This is a genomic window from Chondromyces crocatus, assembly GCF_001189295.1.
GTDB classification, from domain to species: domain Bacteria; phylum Myxococcota_A; class Polyangia; order Polyangiales; family Polyangiaceae; genus Chondromyces; species Chondromyces crocatus.
This window is the reverse complement of sequence record NZ_CP012159.1, coordinates 11,261,693-11,278,836: the sequence shown is the minus strand read 5'-3', so window position 1 is coordinate 11,278,836 and position 17,144 is coordinate 11,261,693. Positions and strand designations below refer to the sequence as shown.

Here is a 17,144-nt window from a genome sequence, read left to right as displayed (position 1 = left end):
CTCACGACGAGGGCTTGCGAGGCCGGGGCACGCCGTAGGCGTCGAGCCGCGAAAGCAGCGTGCCCCGCGAGATGCCCAGCTGCCTCGCGGCCTGGGTCTGGTTGCCGCCACACCGCTCCAGCACGTCGAGGATTCGTTGGCGCTCCAGCGGCTCCAGCGAGCCGCGCAGCGTTGCTGGCGGAGCATCGTCAGCCGTGCTGGGGGACGACGAGGGCCGCCCCGGGACGCCGGCAGCAGGCGCGGCGGTGGCGGCTGGCCGACCCGGCGAGACACTGGGAGGTGGCGGCGAGGCCGAGGCGACGTCGAGCAGCAAGTGCTCGGGCGTGATCTCCGAGCCAGCGCAGAGCACCGCCGCGCGCTCGACCACGTTCCGCAGCTCCCGCACGTTGCCCGGCCAGGTGTGGCGCTCCAGCAGCGCGAGCGCGTCGTGGCGCAAGCGCGGCGCCGGTCGACCCAGCCGGTCTGCCGTCATCGAGAGGAACAGCCGCGAAAGCTCCGGGATCTCTCCGACCCGCTCCCGCAGCGGCGGGATCATCAGCGAGATCCCGTTGAGCCGGAAGTACAGGTCGCGCCGGAACGTCCCGCGCTCCACCTCCAGCGTGAGATCGCGGTTGGTCGCGGCGACGAAGCGCACCTCGATGGGCCGCGGCTTCAGCCCACCGACGCGCAGCACCTGGCGCTCCTCCAGGACGCGCAGCAGCTTCACCTGCGTCGACAGTGGCAGCTCCCCGACCTCGTCGAGGAACACCGTGCCCCCTTCCGCCGTCTCCAGGAGCCCCGGCTTGGTCTGCGCCGCCCCGGTGAATGCGCCCTTCTCGTGCCCGAACAGCTCGCTCTCCAGCAGGCTCTCCGACAGCGCCGCGCAGTTCAGCCGCAAGAACGGCCGCTGCGCCCGCTGCGAGCGGTTGTGGATGGCCTCGGCGGTGACCTCCTTGCCGACGCCCGTCTCTCCGAGGAGCAGCACGCTGAGCGGGCTCGCGGCCACCCGATCCACGAGCGCGTAGAGCGCCATCATCGCGGGCGCGCGGACCACCGGGCCCGTGCCGCCTGCGCAGCCTGCGCCGCCTGCGCCGCCTGCGCCGCCTGCGCGGCTGGGAGGCTCCACCAGCGCGCCCACCCGGGTCGCCGGGGCCTCGTCGTCGAGCAGCGTCGGCAGCGGATCGCGCGGAGGCGGAGGGCGCGACGAGGCGGCACGACCGACCGAGGCATCCGCTCTCCCTGGAGACGACGGCCGCTCCGGGAGGCCCCCCTGGAGGATCAGCAGCAGCCCCCCGATCTGCACCACCTCGCCGGGCGTGAGGCTCACCGGCTCACCAGCCCGCAGCAAGCGATCGCCCACCCGGGTCCCGTTGGCGCTCCCGAGGTCCTCGATGGTCACGGGCGGCCCGGTGCGCAGGACGGCGTGTTGCCGTGACGCCAGGCGATCGTCGACCGGCACATCGGCGGTGCGCGCGCGCCCGATCACCAGGTCGCGACCCGGGGCGAGGTAGTGCGTCTCGACCATGCCAGCGCCCACCACGCGCAGCTCCACGCGCGACGAGGCGGCCGGTTCCATCGCGGCCCCGCGACACAGGGTGGCATCATCCTCTCCCGCCCGCAGAGGCCTCTTCACTTCATGCTTCACCAACGCTCCAAGGTAGCCGACACCCCCCGGCCTCGGCTAGCGATCCATCGCCCACGGGAGGGCATGCAGCCTGGCTGGGGTCGCTTCGATGCGTTCCCCATCGCAACTCGTCTCGTCACCTCGGTCAGATGAAGTCGCACAAAAGGCGAGACATGCGCCCAGGCCGCGGGTGCCGCACTGCGCCGTGATCACGTGCCGAGAGGTGGCGTGCGTTCGTTGCGCGACGACGTTCGCGCGGAGAGGACGCGACGACGTTCGCGCGGAGAGGACGCGACGAGGTTCGCGCGGAGAGGACGCGACGACGTTCGCGCGGAGAGTGCGCGCTGCGTGTCGGCGACGATCCCCGCGCGGGGCAGACGCTACGAGAGGACGCCAGCCGTGAAGGAGGGAAGCTGTGCGAAGCGGGCGAGGTGCGTGTCCTCGTCACCGAACACCGTGTTCAGCACGTGCATCCGCTTGAAGTAGAGCGCGATGTCGTGCTCGTCGGTCACCCCGATCCCGCCGTGGAGCTGGATGGCCTGCTGCGTGACCTGCTTGCCGCCCCACGCGAGCTGCACCTTCGCCGCCGAGATGGCGCTCTTCCGCTCCGTCTCGTCCGCGTCGTCCACCTTGAGCGCGGCCAGGATCATCATCGAGCGGCACAGCTCCGCCTCGACGAACATGTCCACCGCCCGGTGCTGCAGCGCCTGGAACGACCCGATCTTCACCCCGAACTGCTCGCGCGTCTTCAGGTAGTCCGCGGTCATGTGCAGCGCCGTGGTGATCACGCCGAGCCCCTCGGCGCAGGCGGCCGCCGCGCCCAGATCGACCGCGTAGGACAGCGCGTCGCGCGCGCCACCTTCCGGCCCCAGCCGGTCCTCCTCGCCGACCTCGACGCCGTCGAACCGCAGGAAGGCCGCGTGGTGCCCGTCCATGGTCTTCACCGAGCGCACAGCGAGCCCTGCCGCATCCCGCGGCACCACGAACAGCGAGACCCCGGCCGCGTCGCGCGGGTCCCCGGCGGTCCGGGCGGACACCACGAGATGATCGGCCGCGTGACCGTTCAGCACCCACACCTTCTCGCCGGTGAGCTTGTAACTGCTTCCCGAACGGACGGCGCGCGTCCCCACGTCCGTCACGTCGAACCGGCTCTGCGCTTCGGCGATCGCCAGCGCGAGTGACGCCTCCCCTGCGAGCGCCGGACCGAGCACCCGCGCCGCTTGCTCTTCCGAGCCGCCCCGCACCACGGCGGCCGCTGCCGCGAGCGTCGGGATCATCGGCTCGGGAACCAGCGTCGCCCCGAGCTGCTCCAGGATCAACGCCGCGTCGACGAAGCTCCCGCCGAGACCACCCACGGCCTCGGGCAGCGAGATCGACAGCCACCCGAGCTCTCCCATCTGCCGCCAGGTGTCCCGGGACCAGCCGATCGGATCCTCCCGCATGGCGCGCAGCCGCGACAGAGGCGACTGCTTCTTCACGAACGACTGGACGGTCTCGACGAGCTGCCGCTGCTCGTCGCTGAGGTCGAAGTCCATGCCCTACGCTCCTCTACTGGTCGAACCGATGCTGGTCGAACCGTCGTTCATCGCTCGGGCAGACCGAGGATGAGCTTGGCGATGATGTTCTTCTGGATCTCGTTGGTGCCGCCGTAGATCGTCGTCGCTCGCAGGTAGTTGAAGAGCGACGGGACCCACTGCTCCTCCGGATGCACCACGCCCGGCTCGTTGAACCAGGTCAGCGACGCGAGGCCCATCGCCTCCATCGCGAGCTCATAGGCCTGCTGCTGGATCTCGGAGCCGCGGATCTTGAGGATCGACGCCTCCGGCCCCGGCGCGCGGCCGAGCTGCGCCCCGGCGATGGCGCGGTAGTTCGCCATCTGGAGGCCGCGCAGCTTGATCTCGAGGCGCGCGATCTTCGCGCGGAACAGCGGGTCGTCGAGCAGCGGCTGGCCATCCTTCTGGGTGCGCGCCGCGATGCGCTTCACCTTGCGGATGGCGCGCGTCGAGGCGCCCACGGCCGCGATCAGCGTACGCTCGTGCCCGAGCAGCGCCTTGGCCAGCGTCCAGCCGCCGTTCAGGGGGCCGACCAGGTTCTCCTTCGGCACCACGGCGCCCTCGAAGAAGGTCTCGCTGAACGCCGGCGTCCCGCCCGAGGTCAAGAACGGCTTCACCGTCACGCCCGGGGTCTTGAGGTCGATGAGCAGGAAGCTGATCCCCGCCTGCTTCTTGGCGCTCCCGTCGGTGCGCACCAGGCAGAAGATCCAGTCCGCGTACTGCGCGTACGTCGTCCACGTCTTCTGGCCGGTGACGATGAAGTTGCCCTTGCCGTCGTCCTCCGCGCGCGTCTTCAGCGACGCGAGATCGCTGCCGGCGTTCGGCTCGGAGTAGCCCTGGCACCACACCTCTTCACCGGAGAGGATCTTCGGCAGGAACCGCTTCTTCTGCTCCGGCGTGCCGAACTGGATGAGCAGCGGCCCGACCATCACCAGGCCGAAGGGCGAGAGCCCGGGCGCGCCGGCCAGCTCCAGCTCCTCGGTCAGGATGAAGCGGCTGGTCACGTCGAGGGGGGCGCCGCCGACCTCGGTGGGCCAGTGGGGCGCGACCCACCCCTTCTGGTGCAGGATCTTGTGCCACTCCATCACCTCGTCGTGCTCGAAGTGGCTGTCCGCGGCCGCCTTCTCCTTGAGGTGCGGCGGCATCGCCGAGGCGATGAAGGTGCGGACCTCCTCGCGAAACGCGAGGTGCTCGGGGCTGAACGAAAGGTCCATGGACGCTGCGGGTTAGAGCACCAGCGCCGCGGCGGCAAGCCGCTCGTCGACCGGCGCCCGGCATGTTCTATAACGCCCGCGTGAAAGCCGTGATCCTCGCCGCGGGCACCTCGACGCGACTTCGTCCGCTGACGGATGCGCTCCCCAAGTGCCTGCTTCCGGTCGCTGGCGTTCCCATCCTGCGGCGGAGCGTCGCGCGGTTGATCGACGCCGGGGTGGTCGACGTGGTGCTCATCACCGGCTTCCTGCACGACAGGATCCGCGAGGCGATGGACGCCTGGTTCCCGCAGCTCGGTGTGACCTGCGTGGTGAACGAGGCGTACGAGCGCACGAACAACGCCGCGTCGTTGCTGCGCGCCCGCGCCGAGGTGGAGGGGCGAGCGTTCGTGCTGCTGGACGGCGACCTGGTGTTCGACGCGGCGGTGATGACCCGGGTCCTCGAGAGCCCTCACGACGATGTGCTGGCGCTGCGGCGGGCGGCGGATCTGGGGGCGGAGGAGATGAAGGTGGTGCTGGCGCCGTGCGGTCGCGTGCAGGCGCTGGGCAAGCCGCTCGATCCGCGCGAGGCCGCCGGGGAAGCGATCGGCATCGCGCGCCTGTCGGCGCCCACCTCGGCGGCGCTGTTCCGGGTGCTGCACGAGCGCGTGATCGGGCAAGGGCTCGTGCACGAGTGGTACGAGTCGTCCTTTCAAGCGCTCATCGACCGGGGGCAGGCCTTCTGGCCCGTGGACGTGGGTGACGCTTTCTGCACGGAGATCGATACGCCAGACGATCTGCGCGCGGTGGAGCGTGTGCTGCTCGAAGGATAGCCGGGGAAGGACGAGGGGATCTGGGGGTCACGCCCTCGCCCTCGCTGGCGCGTCGTTCGGGGTCGCACGTCGGGGCGTCTCGTTGGGCCGCAGGTGAGCCGCGCTTCGTCCGTCCCGGGGCGCCGCTGGGGCATGTCGCTCGACCGGCGGCGTCGGGTGGACAGGAAGCGGGGGGCGACCCGAGGAGAGAGAATCCGTCGAAGGTGGAAAGAAAATGTGAGGATGGTGACCTGGACCCACCGAACGCGTTGTCGGGGAACCTCTGGACCCACCGAACGCGTTGTCGGGGAACCTCTGGGAGGTTCAGACGCGTGTCGGGGAACCTCTGGGAGGTTCAGACGCGTGTCGGGGAACCTCTGGGAGGTTCAGACGCGTGCCGGGGAACCTCTGGGAGGTTCAGACGCGTGTCGGGGAACCTCTGGGAGGTTCAGACGCGTGTCGGGGAACCTCTGGGAGGTTCAGACGCGTGCCGGGGAACCTCCGGGAGGTTCGGACGCGTGCCGGGGAACCTCCGGGAGGTTCGGACGCGTGCCGCCGGTGACCTGGACCCACCCGCCGTGAGCGATGAACGCCCCAGGACCGGCGTCCTGACCATCGTGAGGAGGAAAGCGTGTTCTCTCCTGGACCCCCCGAGGGAGGATGGCGTCCCTTCCATGGTCACCTCGTCCTCCCTCCCCTAAGGAACGCCCCGTGCTCGATCGCGCCGGCCGCCTCCTCTCGTCGCCTCGTTTCCCCCTCCTCGCTGCCCTCGTCGCTCTCGTTCTCACGCTCCCGGCGCTGACGGCGGGGCCGATGATGGACGACCACGCCAACCATCACTTCTTTCATCCACCCGCCGGGGAAGAGGCCACGCGGCCCGACTGGGATCTCTTCCGGTTCCAGGACGCCGACGCCGCCGCCCTTCGCGACCGCATGGACCGAGGGATGTGGCCGTGGTGGACGAGTCCCACCTTCCGGCTGGCGTTCTTGCGGCCCCTCGCTGCGCTGTGGCACGCGCTCGACTACCGGAGCGCTCCCGGGGCCTATGTCTGGATGCACGCCGAGAGCGTCCTCTTGTACGGGCTCGTCGCGCTCGTCGCGGGGCTCGTCTACCGCCGCTTCTTCGGCGCGGTGGCTGCTGCGGGGCTCGCGACGCTCCTGTTCGCGGTGGACGACGCGCACGCGATGGTCGTCGCCTGGATCGCCAACCGGCATGCCCTGCTCTCGGCGCTCTTCGGCTTCCTCGCGCTCGCGCTGCACGATCGTGCTCGACGCGACGACTGGAAGCCGGGGGTGTGGCTCGCGCCAGCCGGCTTCGCCGTGTCCTTGCTGGCGGGCGAAGGGGGGACCTCCACGCTGGCCTACCTCGTCGCCCATGCCGCCTTCGTCGATCGCGCGCCGCTCCGCGCTCGTCTCGTGGGGCTCGCGCCTTGTGGGGTCGTCGCCCTCGCGTGGGCCGTCACGTACCGCGCCCTGGGGTACGGGGTCGCGGGGGCCGGGTTCTACGTCGATCCGACGGGCGAGCCCCTCGCGTTTCTTCATGCGCTGGCGACGCGCGGACCTGCGTTGCTCGCGGCGCAGCTCGCCGTGCCGCCCGCGGAGGTCTGGGGAGGGACGCTGCCGAGCGCGCAAGCCTGGATGCCGCTCGTCACGCTGCCCATCGTGGCGGTGGTGGGCCTGGCGCTGGTGCTCGGGCTGCGACACGACAGGATGGCGGCGTTCTGGGCGGTGGGCATGCTCCTCTCGCTCGTGCCGGCGTGCGCGACGTGGCCTGCCGACCGGCTCCTTCTGTTTCCTGGGCTGGGCGCGTTCGGTCTCATCGCCTCGTTCCTGACGGCCTCGCGCGCGCACCTGGGCCGTGCGGGGCGGGGGATCGTGCGCGGCGCGGTCGCGGTCTTCGTGCTGCTGCACCTGGTGATCGCCGTGCCGTTCTTGCCGCTGCGCATCGTGGCGACGGCGAAGGTCATGCGCGGCGAGATCGAGCGCGCTGCGGCGAGCTTGCCCGAAGACGTCTTCCGGCCCGACAGGACGGTGGTCGTGGTGAACGCGCCCGACACGCTGGTGGGCCACTATGCGATGGCAGCGCGCGGGGCGCAGAAGGAGCAGCTCCGGATGCCCGGCGCCTCCAGGCTGCTCGCCGTGGCCGTCGCGGGGCGCCTGGAGGTGGCGCGACCCGACGAGCGCACGCTCACCCTCACCCTCTCCGAGGGGCTGCTCCACGACTGGACGAGCCTCCTCTTCCGGAGTCCGAAGCGGCCGTTTCACGTGGGCGAGCGGGTGCAGGTGCCCGGCATGGTGGCCGAGGTGACGTCCCTCATGGAGGATCAGGTTCGCCCGCGCCGCGTCGACTTCACCTTCGACCGGTCGCTCGAGGATCCCTCGCTGGTCTGGTTGATCTGGGAGGGGACGCAGTTCGTGGGCTTCGTTCCGCCAGCGGTCGGGGCGTCGGTGACGTTGCCGGCCATCGACTACGCGCAGGCGATCGGGATGTGATCAGGGCGCGGGGCGTGGGGCGCGGGCGAGGAGGACCAGGTTCCGCGGGGTGACGTCGTCGTCGAACGCCGTCGCCACCTGGACGTCGTGGCCGCCTTCCGTGAGCGCGGCGGCCCGGTCGAGGACGACGGTGACCTCGACGAGCCGGGACAGCATCGTGCGGGGTAGCGACAGCCGGCGCATGCGGGCGTGTTCGATGCGTGCGGCGGCCTCGTGTTCCTCGACCTCGGCGGCGGTGGGCGGCGGGAGACCGCGCAGGGCGAGGGCGCGCGTGGCGAGGTCGGAAAGCTCGTCGCGCGCGCGGCGGCGGTTGATGCCGCGCATCTCCTCGCCCACCTGCACCGAGAGGCCGCGGGCGCGGAGCAGGCGGAGCAGCGCGTGGCGGCGCTCGCGCATGGCGAGCATGGCGTCGAGGCTCGCCTCCACGCCCATGGCCCTCGGGGTGAGGTTGGCCAGGCCCAGCGCTTCGCGCGGGAGCCAGAGGCCGGCTTCGCGGGCCTGCTGCGAGAGGGGCGCGCGCGCCGGATGGCCGATCTTCTGGAGGCAGCAGGAGACGAGGACCATGTCGCAGGGGGCGGCGCCCGCTGCCGAGACCAAGCGATCGCCGAGTTCGCCGCAAGCGTGCAGGCCGACGGCGAGGTCGTCGCGCGCGAAGGCGAGCGTCTCCTGGAAGGCGTCGAAGGCGACGAAGGTCGCGCGGGTGCCGCGCCCGAGCCAGGCGGCGGTGGTCACGCGCTCGGCGTCGCGCTCCAGGCCGACGGCGTCGACGTCGAAGCGTTCGGATGCGAGGCGGGTGAAGTGGCCCCGGCCTGCGCCCACGTCGACGATGCGCTGGGCGCGTGCGGCGAGGGGGGCCACCGCGCCGAGCAGCGCCTCGACCTGGCGGAGCTTGCGCTCCTGCACCGAGCGCTGGTGCTGGAGGGGCGCGTGCGACGTGGTGACGTCGAGGGGCGGGACCTGGATCGCGGCGGCGGTCTCGCGGGCGAGGTCGACGAGCCGAGGTGGCGCATCCGGGAGCGTGGGGATGCAGGCCGCGAGTCCTTCGACCTCGCACCGGGCGAGGTCGGCGTCGCCGAGGGACAGGAGGAACTCGGTGAACCCGCGCGCTTCGCACCAGGCGGGGGGCACGTCGCTCTCGACGCGGCCCACGACGATGTCGAGGGTGGGAATCAGCACCCCGAGGGCGCGTGCGAGCGACGTTGGCGACATGAAGGGCCGGCGTGCTCAGAACTCGGTCATCAGGGCGATGCCCGGCGCGACGACGAGGCTGTCGAGATTCACGCCATAGGCCCGCTGACCGAGGAGCTGCATCTGCGTGGAGGCCGCGAGGTAGGCCATCGAGAGTTCGAAGCCCACGAAGACGTACTTGTACCCGATCGCGGCGCCCGCCTGGCCTCCCACGTAGAAGGCGGTCCCGTCGAACGAGGCCAGCTCGGAGCGCTGCGCGGTGGACGAGCCCGAGGTCTCGGGGACGGTGAGCACGAGCTTCGTGCCGAAGGTGGTGAACATCGCCTTGGGGCCGCCCCAGAGGCGGTACCAGCTCCCGGAGGTGCCGAGCAGCAGGGGGATGTCGAACTGCCAGCGCTGGAAGTCCTCCAGCTCCAGGATGTCGAGCACGTTGCCGACGGGGAACGCGAGGGTGTAGCGCGCGCCGCCCAGGCCGACGCTCATGTCGAGGCCGTGCCTGGCCTTCTCGAGGAACTGGTAGCGCAGGCCGAGCCGCAGCGCGCCCGAGTACCGCGCCGAGATCTCGAACCCGTCGAGCACCGTGTAGGCGATGCCGATGTGCGGGACCGGGGAGGGCGCGTTCACCGCGAGCGTCGCGCCGGCGTCGAACAGTGTCTGCTTCTCCGCGTCCCCGAGTTCACGGCGTTCGGCGATGGTCGCGAGGGTCTCTGCGGCATTCACCAGGCTCGCCACCCCGCCCGTGGGGAGGGAGACGTCCGTGCCGGCCTGGATCTGCACGTGTCCCTTTCTGGCCACGTGCGCCGGCTGGAAGGTGGAGAGCGCGGGGGCGCAACCCGTCAGGCCGAGCAAGCATGCAAAGAAAAGAAGGGCCGTACGCATCGCGCGGGAGATTACCCGCGCTGGCCGTCGTTCGTCTGCACCCCGGCGGGCGGGAGCACCCACCTTCAGCTTCGGATGCGCAGGCGCCGCACGGCCATCTCCACGGGGGTCCCTGCGCCGCCGCGGCGTACCGTCAGCACGGTCACGCTTCCCTCGGGCCCGCGGATGCGCTCGATGGAGCCGGTGAAGCCCAGGTCGACGACCCCGACCCCGTCGATGGTGACGATGGCGTCTCCCGGGCCGAGGCCTGCCGCCGCGGCCCCACCCCCGGGCAGCGCCTCGCCGACGATGACGAGCGCGTCGTCCTTCACCGCCAGCACGGCGCCGATGCCGGTCAGCTCCACGCGCGGCTCCTCCCCTTCTTGGAGCGCGGTGAGGGCGATGGTGATGGGGCCGAGGTTTCGCCCTTCGGCGATCTGGAGGCCCGAGACGATGCGGCCGTGATGCTTGCTCGCCACGACCACGATGGACCTGGGGCCCTCCGAGAGGCCTTGCAGCGAGAACCGTCCCGAGGCGTCGGTGATCGCGTCCGAGATGATCGGAACGGGACCGGCACCGGGTCCCAGGTTTTCCTCGGCGCTCACCCGTACCCCTTCGATGGGCTTGTCGTTTCCCTCCTCGACGACGACGCCGTGCAGGCTCCCGCCGCGGCCGAGGGTGAGATCGACCGAGACCTCGTTGCCCGCGGTGACGTCGACGGTCGCCGTCGCCGATGCAGCGTGTCCGGCTGCGGTCGCGGTCACGGCGTAGGTTCCGGGCAGCAGGTCGAGGATCTCGTACGCGCCCGAGGCATCGAAGAACGAGTCGGCTGCGGCCGTCGAGCGCGCGAGGGGTCCGAGGTGGCGTGCTGCGACCACCGAGAACGCGGTCACGGGTTTCCCGGTGTCCCGGGCGCGCACCACCCCGCGGATACGCCCGGTCCCTCCGAGGCGGAGCGTCGCGTCCCGGGTCCCTGACGCGACCTGCGTCGGCTGCGCCATGCGATCGCCTTCGCGGGCGGTGAGCTGGTACTGGCCAGGGTCCAGGCCGTCGAGGAGGAAGGTGCCTTGCTCGTCGGTGATGGCGGTGTCTCCGGGATGGAGCGCGCCGTCCGGGGTCACGGTGGCCTGGTGCCACCTGGCGCTCACCGTGGCGCCGACCACCGGGGTGCCGGCGGCGTCGACGACGCGCCCACCGATCGTCTCGGGAGCCTGTGCCTCCGTCCTGGGGCGCAGGCGCAGCACCAGGCGGCGGCTCGTCTGGGCGCGCAGCTCCAGACGGGCGCGGCCCGGGGCGTGATCCGGATGGCTCGCTTCCAGCAGCGCGTCCTCGGGGGCGGTGAACGAGAAGGCGCCCTGGTCGTCGGTCACGAACCGCTGTTCGCGTGCCTCGCCTGGCGCGTCGAGGATGCGCACGTCGGCGCCTTTTGCGGGCTCTCCAGCAGGGGTGAGCACCACGCCGGCGTACGTGATGGCGGGGTCGAGGGTGATCGTCAGCCCGCGAACGGCCTCGCCAGGGCGTGCCACCAGCGTGATGGGGCTCTCGCCCCATGCAGGGGCGAAGGGGTGGAATCCTTCGGCGCTGACCAGCGCCAGGGCGTAGACGCCGGGTTCCGGGGGTTCGAGGGAGAAGGTCCCGTCGGCACCGGATCGGAGGGTGAGCGCGTCACCTTGGTGCTCGAAGGTGAGGGTCGCCCCCGCGATGGGGATCACGCCTTGCGAAGAAACGACGCGTCCCGAGAAGCTGCCAGCGGTCTTCGCCGCGTCGGTGGTGATCTCGCCAGGAGGCAGGCGCAGTGGGCCGCGACGCTCGGGCGCGACGAGGCGCGGGGCGCGGGGGCGAGAGGAGGGGTGGGAGGACGCCTGGGGAGGGGTGCCTTCAGGGGTCGAAGCCGACCTCTGGAACTGCACGAGCAACAACGCCACGAGACCGACGAGGAGCACGAGGACGACGGGACGCTTGGCTCGGCTGGGCGAAGACATGCGAGCAGGGTACGCGAGGCGTCAAAGTGTGCGATCCTTCGGTGGGCCGACCATGAAACAAGCTTTCTTCCTGCACCCCTTCACCCGCGTCCTCGCCGCCGGCGCGCTGCTGTTCCCCCTCGCCGTTTCGTTCGCGTCCTGCGCGCAGGTGGACCGCGATTTCGGCGGCCAGGCGGGGGGCATCAGCTCCAGCTCTTCGTCGACGGCCTGCGAGCCGGGCACCGTGGCGGCGTGTTACTCCGGGCCGGACGGCACGGAGGGGGTGGGCATCTGCGCCGCGGGGACGCGGGTGTGCAACGACGACGGCCTCGACTACGGGCCTTGCGAGGGCGAGACGTTGCCCTTGCCCACCGACGACTGCGCCACGCCGGCGGACGAGGACTGCGATGGGACGGCGGCGGCTTGCCCGCTGACCACCCTCTGGGCGCGCTCGTTCGAGATGCCGGTGCTCTCGGTGCCGCAGGTGGCCACGGACGCGGACGGCAACATCCTGGTGGTGGGTCGGTTCAGCGGGACGTTCGATCTGGGGGACGGCCACGTCGTCGAGCCGCCCCCGGTGGCGAACCCCTCGAGCTGGTTCATTGCGAAGTTCGATCCCGACGGCACGACGATCTGGGCTCGCTCCCTCGGGACTTTCAACTCGTACACCGTCGCCGACGTCACCATCGCGCCCGGCGGTTCGATCCTCGTGGCCGGCCCCTACTACGGTCACTTCGAGCTCGAGAGCTTCCAGAGCGACAGCATCCAGGGGAGCAACGACATGTTCGTGGCCAGTCTCTCGGGTGACGACGGGAGCGCCGAGTGGTGCAGGTTCTTTGGCGGGACCGGCAGCGAGCAGATCTCCAAGATCGGCCTGGATGCCAACGAGAACGTGCTGCTCCTGGGCACCTTCGGGGGGCAGCTCAGCATGGGCAACATCACGCGGACCTCGACGGGGAACACGGACACCTTCTTCGCGAAGCTCAGCCCGGGCGCGCTGTCCGTGACCTACCTGAGGAACTACTTTTCCACCACGAACAGCTACCACTTCATGTCGGGGTTGGCGGTGGACAGCAGCGGGGGCGCCGCGATCGTCGGTGACTTCTCCGAGTCGGTCAACGTGGGCGCCGGGCTGCTCAACGCCGCCGGCAGCACCGACATCGTCACGGCGCGGATCGGGGCGGACGGGAGCACCCTCGACGCGAAGCGGTTCGGCGGGGTGGACAGCGATCGAGGCTTCGACGTCTCCATCGGTCCCGAGGACGAGATGACGATGATCAGTCGAGTCCAGGGGGTCACCGATTTCGGAGGCGGGCCCATCGGCGTGACGGATGGCAACCAGTTCGTCCTGGCGTCGTACACGAAGGAAGGGGCGCACCGGTTCAGCACGGCGTTCGGCGAGGAGCGCTCGAACGCCAACCTCGCGGTCGTCCGGGTCAACGAGCAAGGTGAGTCCTACGTGGGTGGCTACTTCAACCAGCGGCTCGTCTTCGGGGAACAGACGTTCGAGGTCACGGGCGGCGTCGGAAACAGCGACGTCGATTTCTTCATCGTCAAGTTCGATGCGGAGGGGAACCACCTCGCGAGCCGTGCCGTGGGGACGCCCCAGTCCGATGGGTTGTTCGACATGTCCCTGGACCCGAGGGGCAACCTGGCCATCGTCGGCATCACCCTGGGCTCCGGGTTCGATCTGGGCACGGGTTCGCTGTCGTCGTCCGAGCAGAGCGCGACGCTCTTCATGGCCAAGCTGGCGCGCTGATTCACACGGCAGGGGCACGCGCCCCCGCCGCCCCGCCGAGCCAAGCGCGTCGGGGCCCCACCACCCCGCGATCCACTCGGGAAATCTGGCATGTCTCGCCGCTTCGGGCCTGACGTCGTTGCATCGAGAAACGGGCGAAGTCACCGGCCGTGTGCATGAGGGGCTCGCTTCGTGCGCGGGGCGCCCACTCAGGGAAACCGGACGCCCTGGCGCCGGCCATGGTGGGTGCGCCAGTCGTAGCTCCGGTGGCTGTGCCCGAGCCGGCCGATGGCCTCCTCGAACAGGCGGTGCGCCAGGGAGCGCAGCGTGCCGCACGTCGGCTGGGGTGGGAGGCCTTCGAGGTCACGAGTGAGCTCGCGGGCGGCGGCGATCGAGATGTCGGCGTGCCCGCGTTCGTGGGCCGCGAGCCGCTCGGTGAAGTGCAGCCACCGGGTGGTGAGCGCGCGGGGGGCGGTCTTCGCCTGGAGCCACTCGGGCAGGATGTGGGCGAGGTGGAGTTCCACCACGACGGAGGTGGTCCTGCAGCCGGCAGCGTCGCGCTTCTCGTCGAACCCGTAGCGCAGGGCGAAGCTGGTGTAGGCGTCGTAGGTGCCGGTCTCGTCGGTGGGGCCCTCGCTGTTCAGGGAGCGGCGCAGCGCATCGGCGCTGTGGCCGCGGACCTCGTAGAACAGGCACCGCGCGCGCACGATGAGCTTCTCGTCCGCGATCGAGGAGGTCGAGAGCGCGGACGGGCAGGGGGCAGAGCGTACGTCGATGGCGTAGGGGCTCGCGCTGGCAGGTGTCGTTCGTCCGCCGCAGCCGGTGCCGGGGAGCGCGAGCACAGCTCCGAGGGCCGCTGCGAGCGTGGACCCGTGCGCACGGGGAGGGGGCCCTTGATGCGCGCTCGGGACCTTGCAGGCAGCCCGGGAGGTGCGCGCTGAACCCGCGCGTGCTGGTGCCTCGAAATGACCGTCGACGCGCTTCGCCACCCCAGCGCCTCCTGTCCGGCAATGGTAGACACCTCCGCCAGGTCACGGAACTCGCTCCGTGACCTCCGAGGAGTCATGCAGGGAAGGTTCGCGAACAAGGTCGTCATCGTCACCGGCGCCTCCAGCTCGGCAGGGATCGGGGCCGCGTCGGCGCGTCGCTTCGTGGAAGAGGGGGCCCGTGTGGCCGTGGTCGCGCGCGGTGCAGCGGGGCTCGACGCGCTGGTCGAGGAGCTCCGCGCCCGCGGTGGGGATGCGCGCGCCTTCCCGGCGGACCTGACGGACATCGACGCCTGCGAGCGCCTGATCCAGGACGTGATCTCCGCCTTCGGGGGCATCGATGTGCTGGTGAACAACGCGGGGGCGAACACGCGGGGGCCGCTGGCGGATCAGGACCACCGGGCGCTCGCGAACGTGCTCCAGATCAACCTGGTGGCGCCGGTGGTGCTGACCCGGCTCGCGCTGCCTGCGCTGCGCGCGCGCGGGGGGGCGATCGTGCAGGTGGCGTCGATCGCGGGGCAGTTCCCGCTCGCGGGCGAGGCGACCTACTCCGCGTCGAAGTTCGGGCTGCGCGCGTTCACCTTCGCGCTCCGCGAGGAGCTGGAGGGGACGGGGGTGCGCCTCGCGGTGGTCTCGCCCGGCCCGGTGGAGACGGGTTTCCTTCTCCAGGAGCTGGACCACGTGCCGGATCTCATCTTCGCGCAGCCGATGTCCTCCGCGGACCAGGTGGCGGAACTCGTGGTCGCGAGCGCCGTGGATGGCCGCCGGGAGCGCACGATTCCAGTGCAGACCGGGATCCTGGCGCGTCTCGGCGCGGCGCTACCACCGCTCCGTCGGGCGCTCGTGCCCCTCATGGAGACACGGGGGCGCGTCGCGAAGGAGGCGTTCCGCGTGCGCCACGGGAGGAGCTGAGGGGCGCTGGTCGGGCGCCACGCGCGGTTGTGCAGAACCTCGCACAACGCTGGTGAGGTCTGCACAACCGTCGTGCGGAAGGCTGCACAGCGCGACGGGACGAGGGCTGTCCCCGCGCCCTCGTCGAGGGATGCGGCGTCGGCATGGCGTGTGCAAATATGCTCGACCATGCACACGTTCTCCTCGCCCCTCGCTCGGCGCCTCGCCGTCCTTTCGCTCCTCTTCGCGGCCCCCGTCAGCGGCATCGGTTGCATCGCTTCCATCGACGAAGACGGCGATGAGATGAGCGAAGAGGTCGACGGCGAGACGGGCGAGCCGGGGGCCGACGAGACCGAGGTGGTGGAGACGCGCGAGGATGCCGTCTCGGGGCCCACCGTCCTTCAGGCCACGGCCTCGGGCTGCTCGACCTCGGCGATCAACAAGCTCTCGCAGCAGATCATCAACGAGGTCCGCTGCATGAACCCCGACGCCTACGTGCTCGTTCCCAAGCGGAACAACGTGACCTTCGGCTCGGCCGTGTTCCGTTACATGGAGAAGCCGGCGCGCGACAAGCTGGTCGCGGCGCTCGACGCCAACCCGAGCAAGACGATGACGGTCAACTCGATGCTCCGGACGTCGGCCGCCCAGTACATGCTGTACCGCTGGTACCAGACGGGTCGTTGCAACATCTCGCTCGCAGCCAAGCCGGGCGCGAGCAACCACGAGTCGGGTCTGGCGATCGACATCAACCAGTACTCGTCGTGGAAGACGGCGCTCCAGAACCGGGGGTTCAAGTGGCTCGGGTCGAGTGATCCCGTCCACTACGACTACGCCGGTCCAGGCGCCGTCAGCTACAAGAGCCTGGGCGTGAAGGCCTTCCAGCGGCTGTGGAACCGCAACAACGCGAGCGACAAGATCGACGCCGACGGCGTGTGGGGGCCGCAGACGGAGGCGCGCATGAAGAAGTCGCCGGCCAACGGGTTCGCCAAGGGCGCAACCTGCAATCCGGGTCTGCTCGGACCGGACACGGCAGAAGGCGCCGCGATCGACGCGCTCTCGGATTCGGAGGAATCCGCGGAGTTCGCCCAGTCCCTGGGGTCTGCGGACGGCGCGGCGCAGGCGGTACCCTTCGATGCTGCCCTGGTCGAGCAGCTCGAGCGGGAGTACGAGGGCGAGAGCTGCGGCGATCACGCGCACTGAGCCGTCGCGCCGGGTATCCTACCTCGCTGACATTGTCTGGCCTTCCTGGCCAGCGCGCGAGCCTCCGGAGGGTTATTCTTTGATCATCCCTCGGAGGTCCAATGGGCAGAGGCTCGCAGCACAGAGCATCCGACGATCCATCTAGGGAAGACGACCGCCTCTGGATCCTCATGGACAGAGCGGCGCCGGAGGCGGTGAACTTCGAAGGGCAGCCTGCGAGCCCGGAGGCCATCCCTTCGAGTGAAGGTGCGCGGCGCACGCTGGTCGTGCGCAACGGCGACAAGGTCCTGATCAGCGTCCCCGTGGGGCGTGACTCTGCGCTGGCCATCCCGCTCAAGATTCATCTGCTCCCGAACGCCGGGGCGCGGCTCATCGTGCGCGTCGCGTCCGAGGTCGCGCCCTGCTCGGCGTGCATCGAGGACCATCTGCTGAGCGCGTGCGCGGCCGATGGTCTCGGCGCGGGCGGGATCTTCGCCGCGATCCGCGAGGGGATCGCTCACTGCGTCGAGCTGCAGCGGCACGATCCGCTGCACGGGATCGAGCAGGACGTCGAGCTGCTCCCTTCTCGAACGCGCGCGCTGCTGCTGGCGCCAGCCAACGAGCCCCATGTGGTCACCGGGGGAGGGCGCCCCGAGAGCAGCGAGATGGATCTCATCCTGATCCTCTGAGCC

Annotated in this window: 13 protein-coding genes; 6 read left to right on the top strand and 7 right to left on the bottom strand. The window is 70.7% G+C overall.

Features of this window, described 5'->3' with window-relative positions:
- Nucleotide 1 precedes the first annotated feature (1 nt).
- The 3 genes from CMC5_RS41115 to CMC5_RS41105 form a co-directional block, all read right to left on the bottom strand.
- Nucleotides 2–1,612, bottom strand: a complete 1,611-nt coding sequence (locus tag CMC5_RS41115; protein ID WP_425394824.1) for a sigma 54-interacting transcriptional regulator — start codon at nucleotides 1,610–1,612, stop codon at nucleotides 2–4.
- A gap of 371 nt (nucleotides 1,613–1,983) precedes the next feature.
- On the bottom strand, nucleotides 1,984–3,138 hold the full coding sequence (locus CMC5_RS41110; protein WP_050435537.1) for an acyl-CoA dehydrogenase family protein: 1,155 nt from the start codon (nucleotides 3,136–3,138) through the stop codon (nucleotides 1,984–1,986).
- Between the two features lie 47 nt (nucleotides 3,139–3,185).
- A complete protein-coding gene (locus tag CMC5_RS41105; protein ID WP_050435536.1) occupies nucleotides 3,186–4,370 on the bottom strand; it encodes an acyl-CoA dehydrogenase family protein in 1,185 nt (394 codons plus the stop codon).
- 80 nt (nucleotides 4,371–4,450) lie between these two features.
- Between CMC5_RS41105 and CMC5_RS41100 the strand changes: the two genes are divergently transcribed.
- A complete protein-coding gene (locus CMC5_RS41100) occupies nucleotides 4,451–5,179 on the top strand; it encodes a phosphocholine cytidylyltransferase family protein (protein ID WP_063796756.1) in 729 nt (242 codons plus the stop codon).
- A 690-nt stretch (nucleotides 5,180–5,869) separates the two neighbouring features.
- Nucleotides 5,870–7,651: a hypothetical protein gene (locus CMC5_RS41095; protein ID WP_050435534.1), complete on the top strand. Its 1,782-nt coding sequence runs from the start codon at nucleotides 5,870–5,872 to the stop codon at nucleotides 7,649–7,651.
- Here the strand turns inward: CMC5_RS41095 and CMC5_RS41090 are convergent, their stop codons facing one another.
- The 3 genes from CMC5_RS41090 to CMC5_RS41080 all read right to left on the bottom strand — a co-directional run bounded on the left by CMC5_RS41090 (nucleotide 7,652) and on the right by CMC5_RS41080 (nucleotide 11,679).
- Complete coding sequence (locus CMC5_RS41090) at nucleotides 7,652–8,860, bottom strand: methyltransferase (RefSeq protein ID WP_050435533.1); 1,209 nt, start codon at nucleotides 8,858–8,860, stop codon at nucleotides 7,652–7,654.
- Nucleotides 8,861–8,875: 15 nt separating this feature from the next.
- Nucleotides 8,876–9,718 carry a hypothetical protein gene (locus CMC5_RS41085; protein WP_050435532.1) on the bottom strand — a complete coding sequence of 281 codons (843 nt, stop codon included), beginning with the start codon at nucleotides 9,716–9,718 and terminating at the stop codon, nucleotides 8,876–8,878.
- A 65-nt stretch (nucleotides 9,719–9,783) separates the two neighbouring features.
- On the bottom strand, nucleotides 9,784–11,679 hold the full coding sequence (locus tag CMC5_RS41080) for a carboxypeptidase regulatory-like domain-containing protein (RefSeq protein ID WP_050435531.1): 1,896 nt from the start codon (nucleotides 11,677–11,679) through the stop codon (nucleotides 9,784–9,786).
- Between the two features lie 52 nt (nucleotides 11,680–11,731).
- Here CMC5_RS41080 and CMC5_RS41075 point away from each other — a divergent pair, with 52 nt between their 5' ends.
- Nucleotides 11,732–13,417: a hypothetical protein gene (locus CMC5_RS41075; RefSeq protein WP_050435530.1), complete on the top strand. Its 1,686-nt coding sequence runs from the start codon at nucleotides 11,732–11,734 to the stop codon at nucleotides 13,415–13,417.
- A gap of 188 nt (nucleotides 13,418–13,605) precedes the next feature.
- Here the strand turns inward: CMC5_RS41075 and CMC5_RS41070 are convergent, their stop codons facing one another.
- Complete coding sequence (locus tag CMC5_RS41070) at nucleotides 13,606–14,385, bottom strand: DUF922 domain-containing Zn-dependent protease (RefSeq protein WP_050435529.1); 780 nt, start codon at nucleotides 14,383–14,385, stop codon at nucleotides 13,606–13,608.
- A 75-nt stretch (nucleotides 14,386–14,460) separates the two neighbouring features.
- Here CMC5_RS41070 and CMC5_RS41065 point away from each other — a divergent pair, with 75 nt between their 5' ends.
- From CMC5_RS41065 to CMC5_RS41055, 3 genes are all read left to right on the top strand, one after another.
- Nucleotides 14,461–15,294, top strand: coding sequence for an SDR family NAD(P)-dependent oxidoreductase (locus tag CMC5_RS41065; RefSeq protein WP_050435528.1), 834 nt, complete (start codon nucleotides 14,461–14,463; stop codon nucleotides 15,292–15,294).
- Nucleotides 15,295–15,462: 168 nt separating this feature from the next.
- Complete coding sequence (locus CMC5_RS41060; RefSeq protein WP_050435527.1) at nucleotides 15,463–16,473, top strand: M15 family metallopeptidase; 1,011 nt, start codon at nucleotides 15,463–15,465, stop codon at nucleotides 16,471–16,473.
- 170 nt (nucleotides 16,474–16,643) lie between these two features.
- Nucleotides 16,644–17,141, top strand: a complete 498-nt coding sequence (locus CMC5_RS41055; protein ID WP_050435526.1) for a hypothetical protein — start codon at nucleotides 16,644–16,646, stop codon at nucleotides 17,139–17,141.
- The last annotated feature ends 3 nt before the right edge of the window (nucleotides 17,142–17,144 follow it).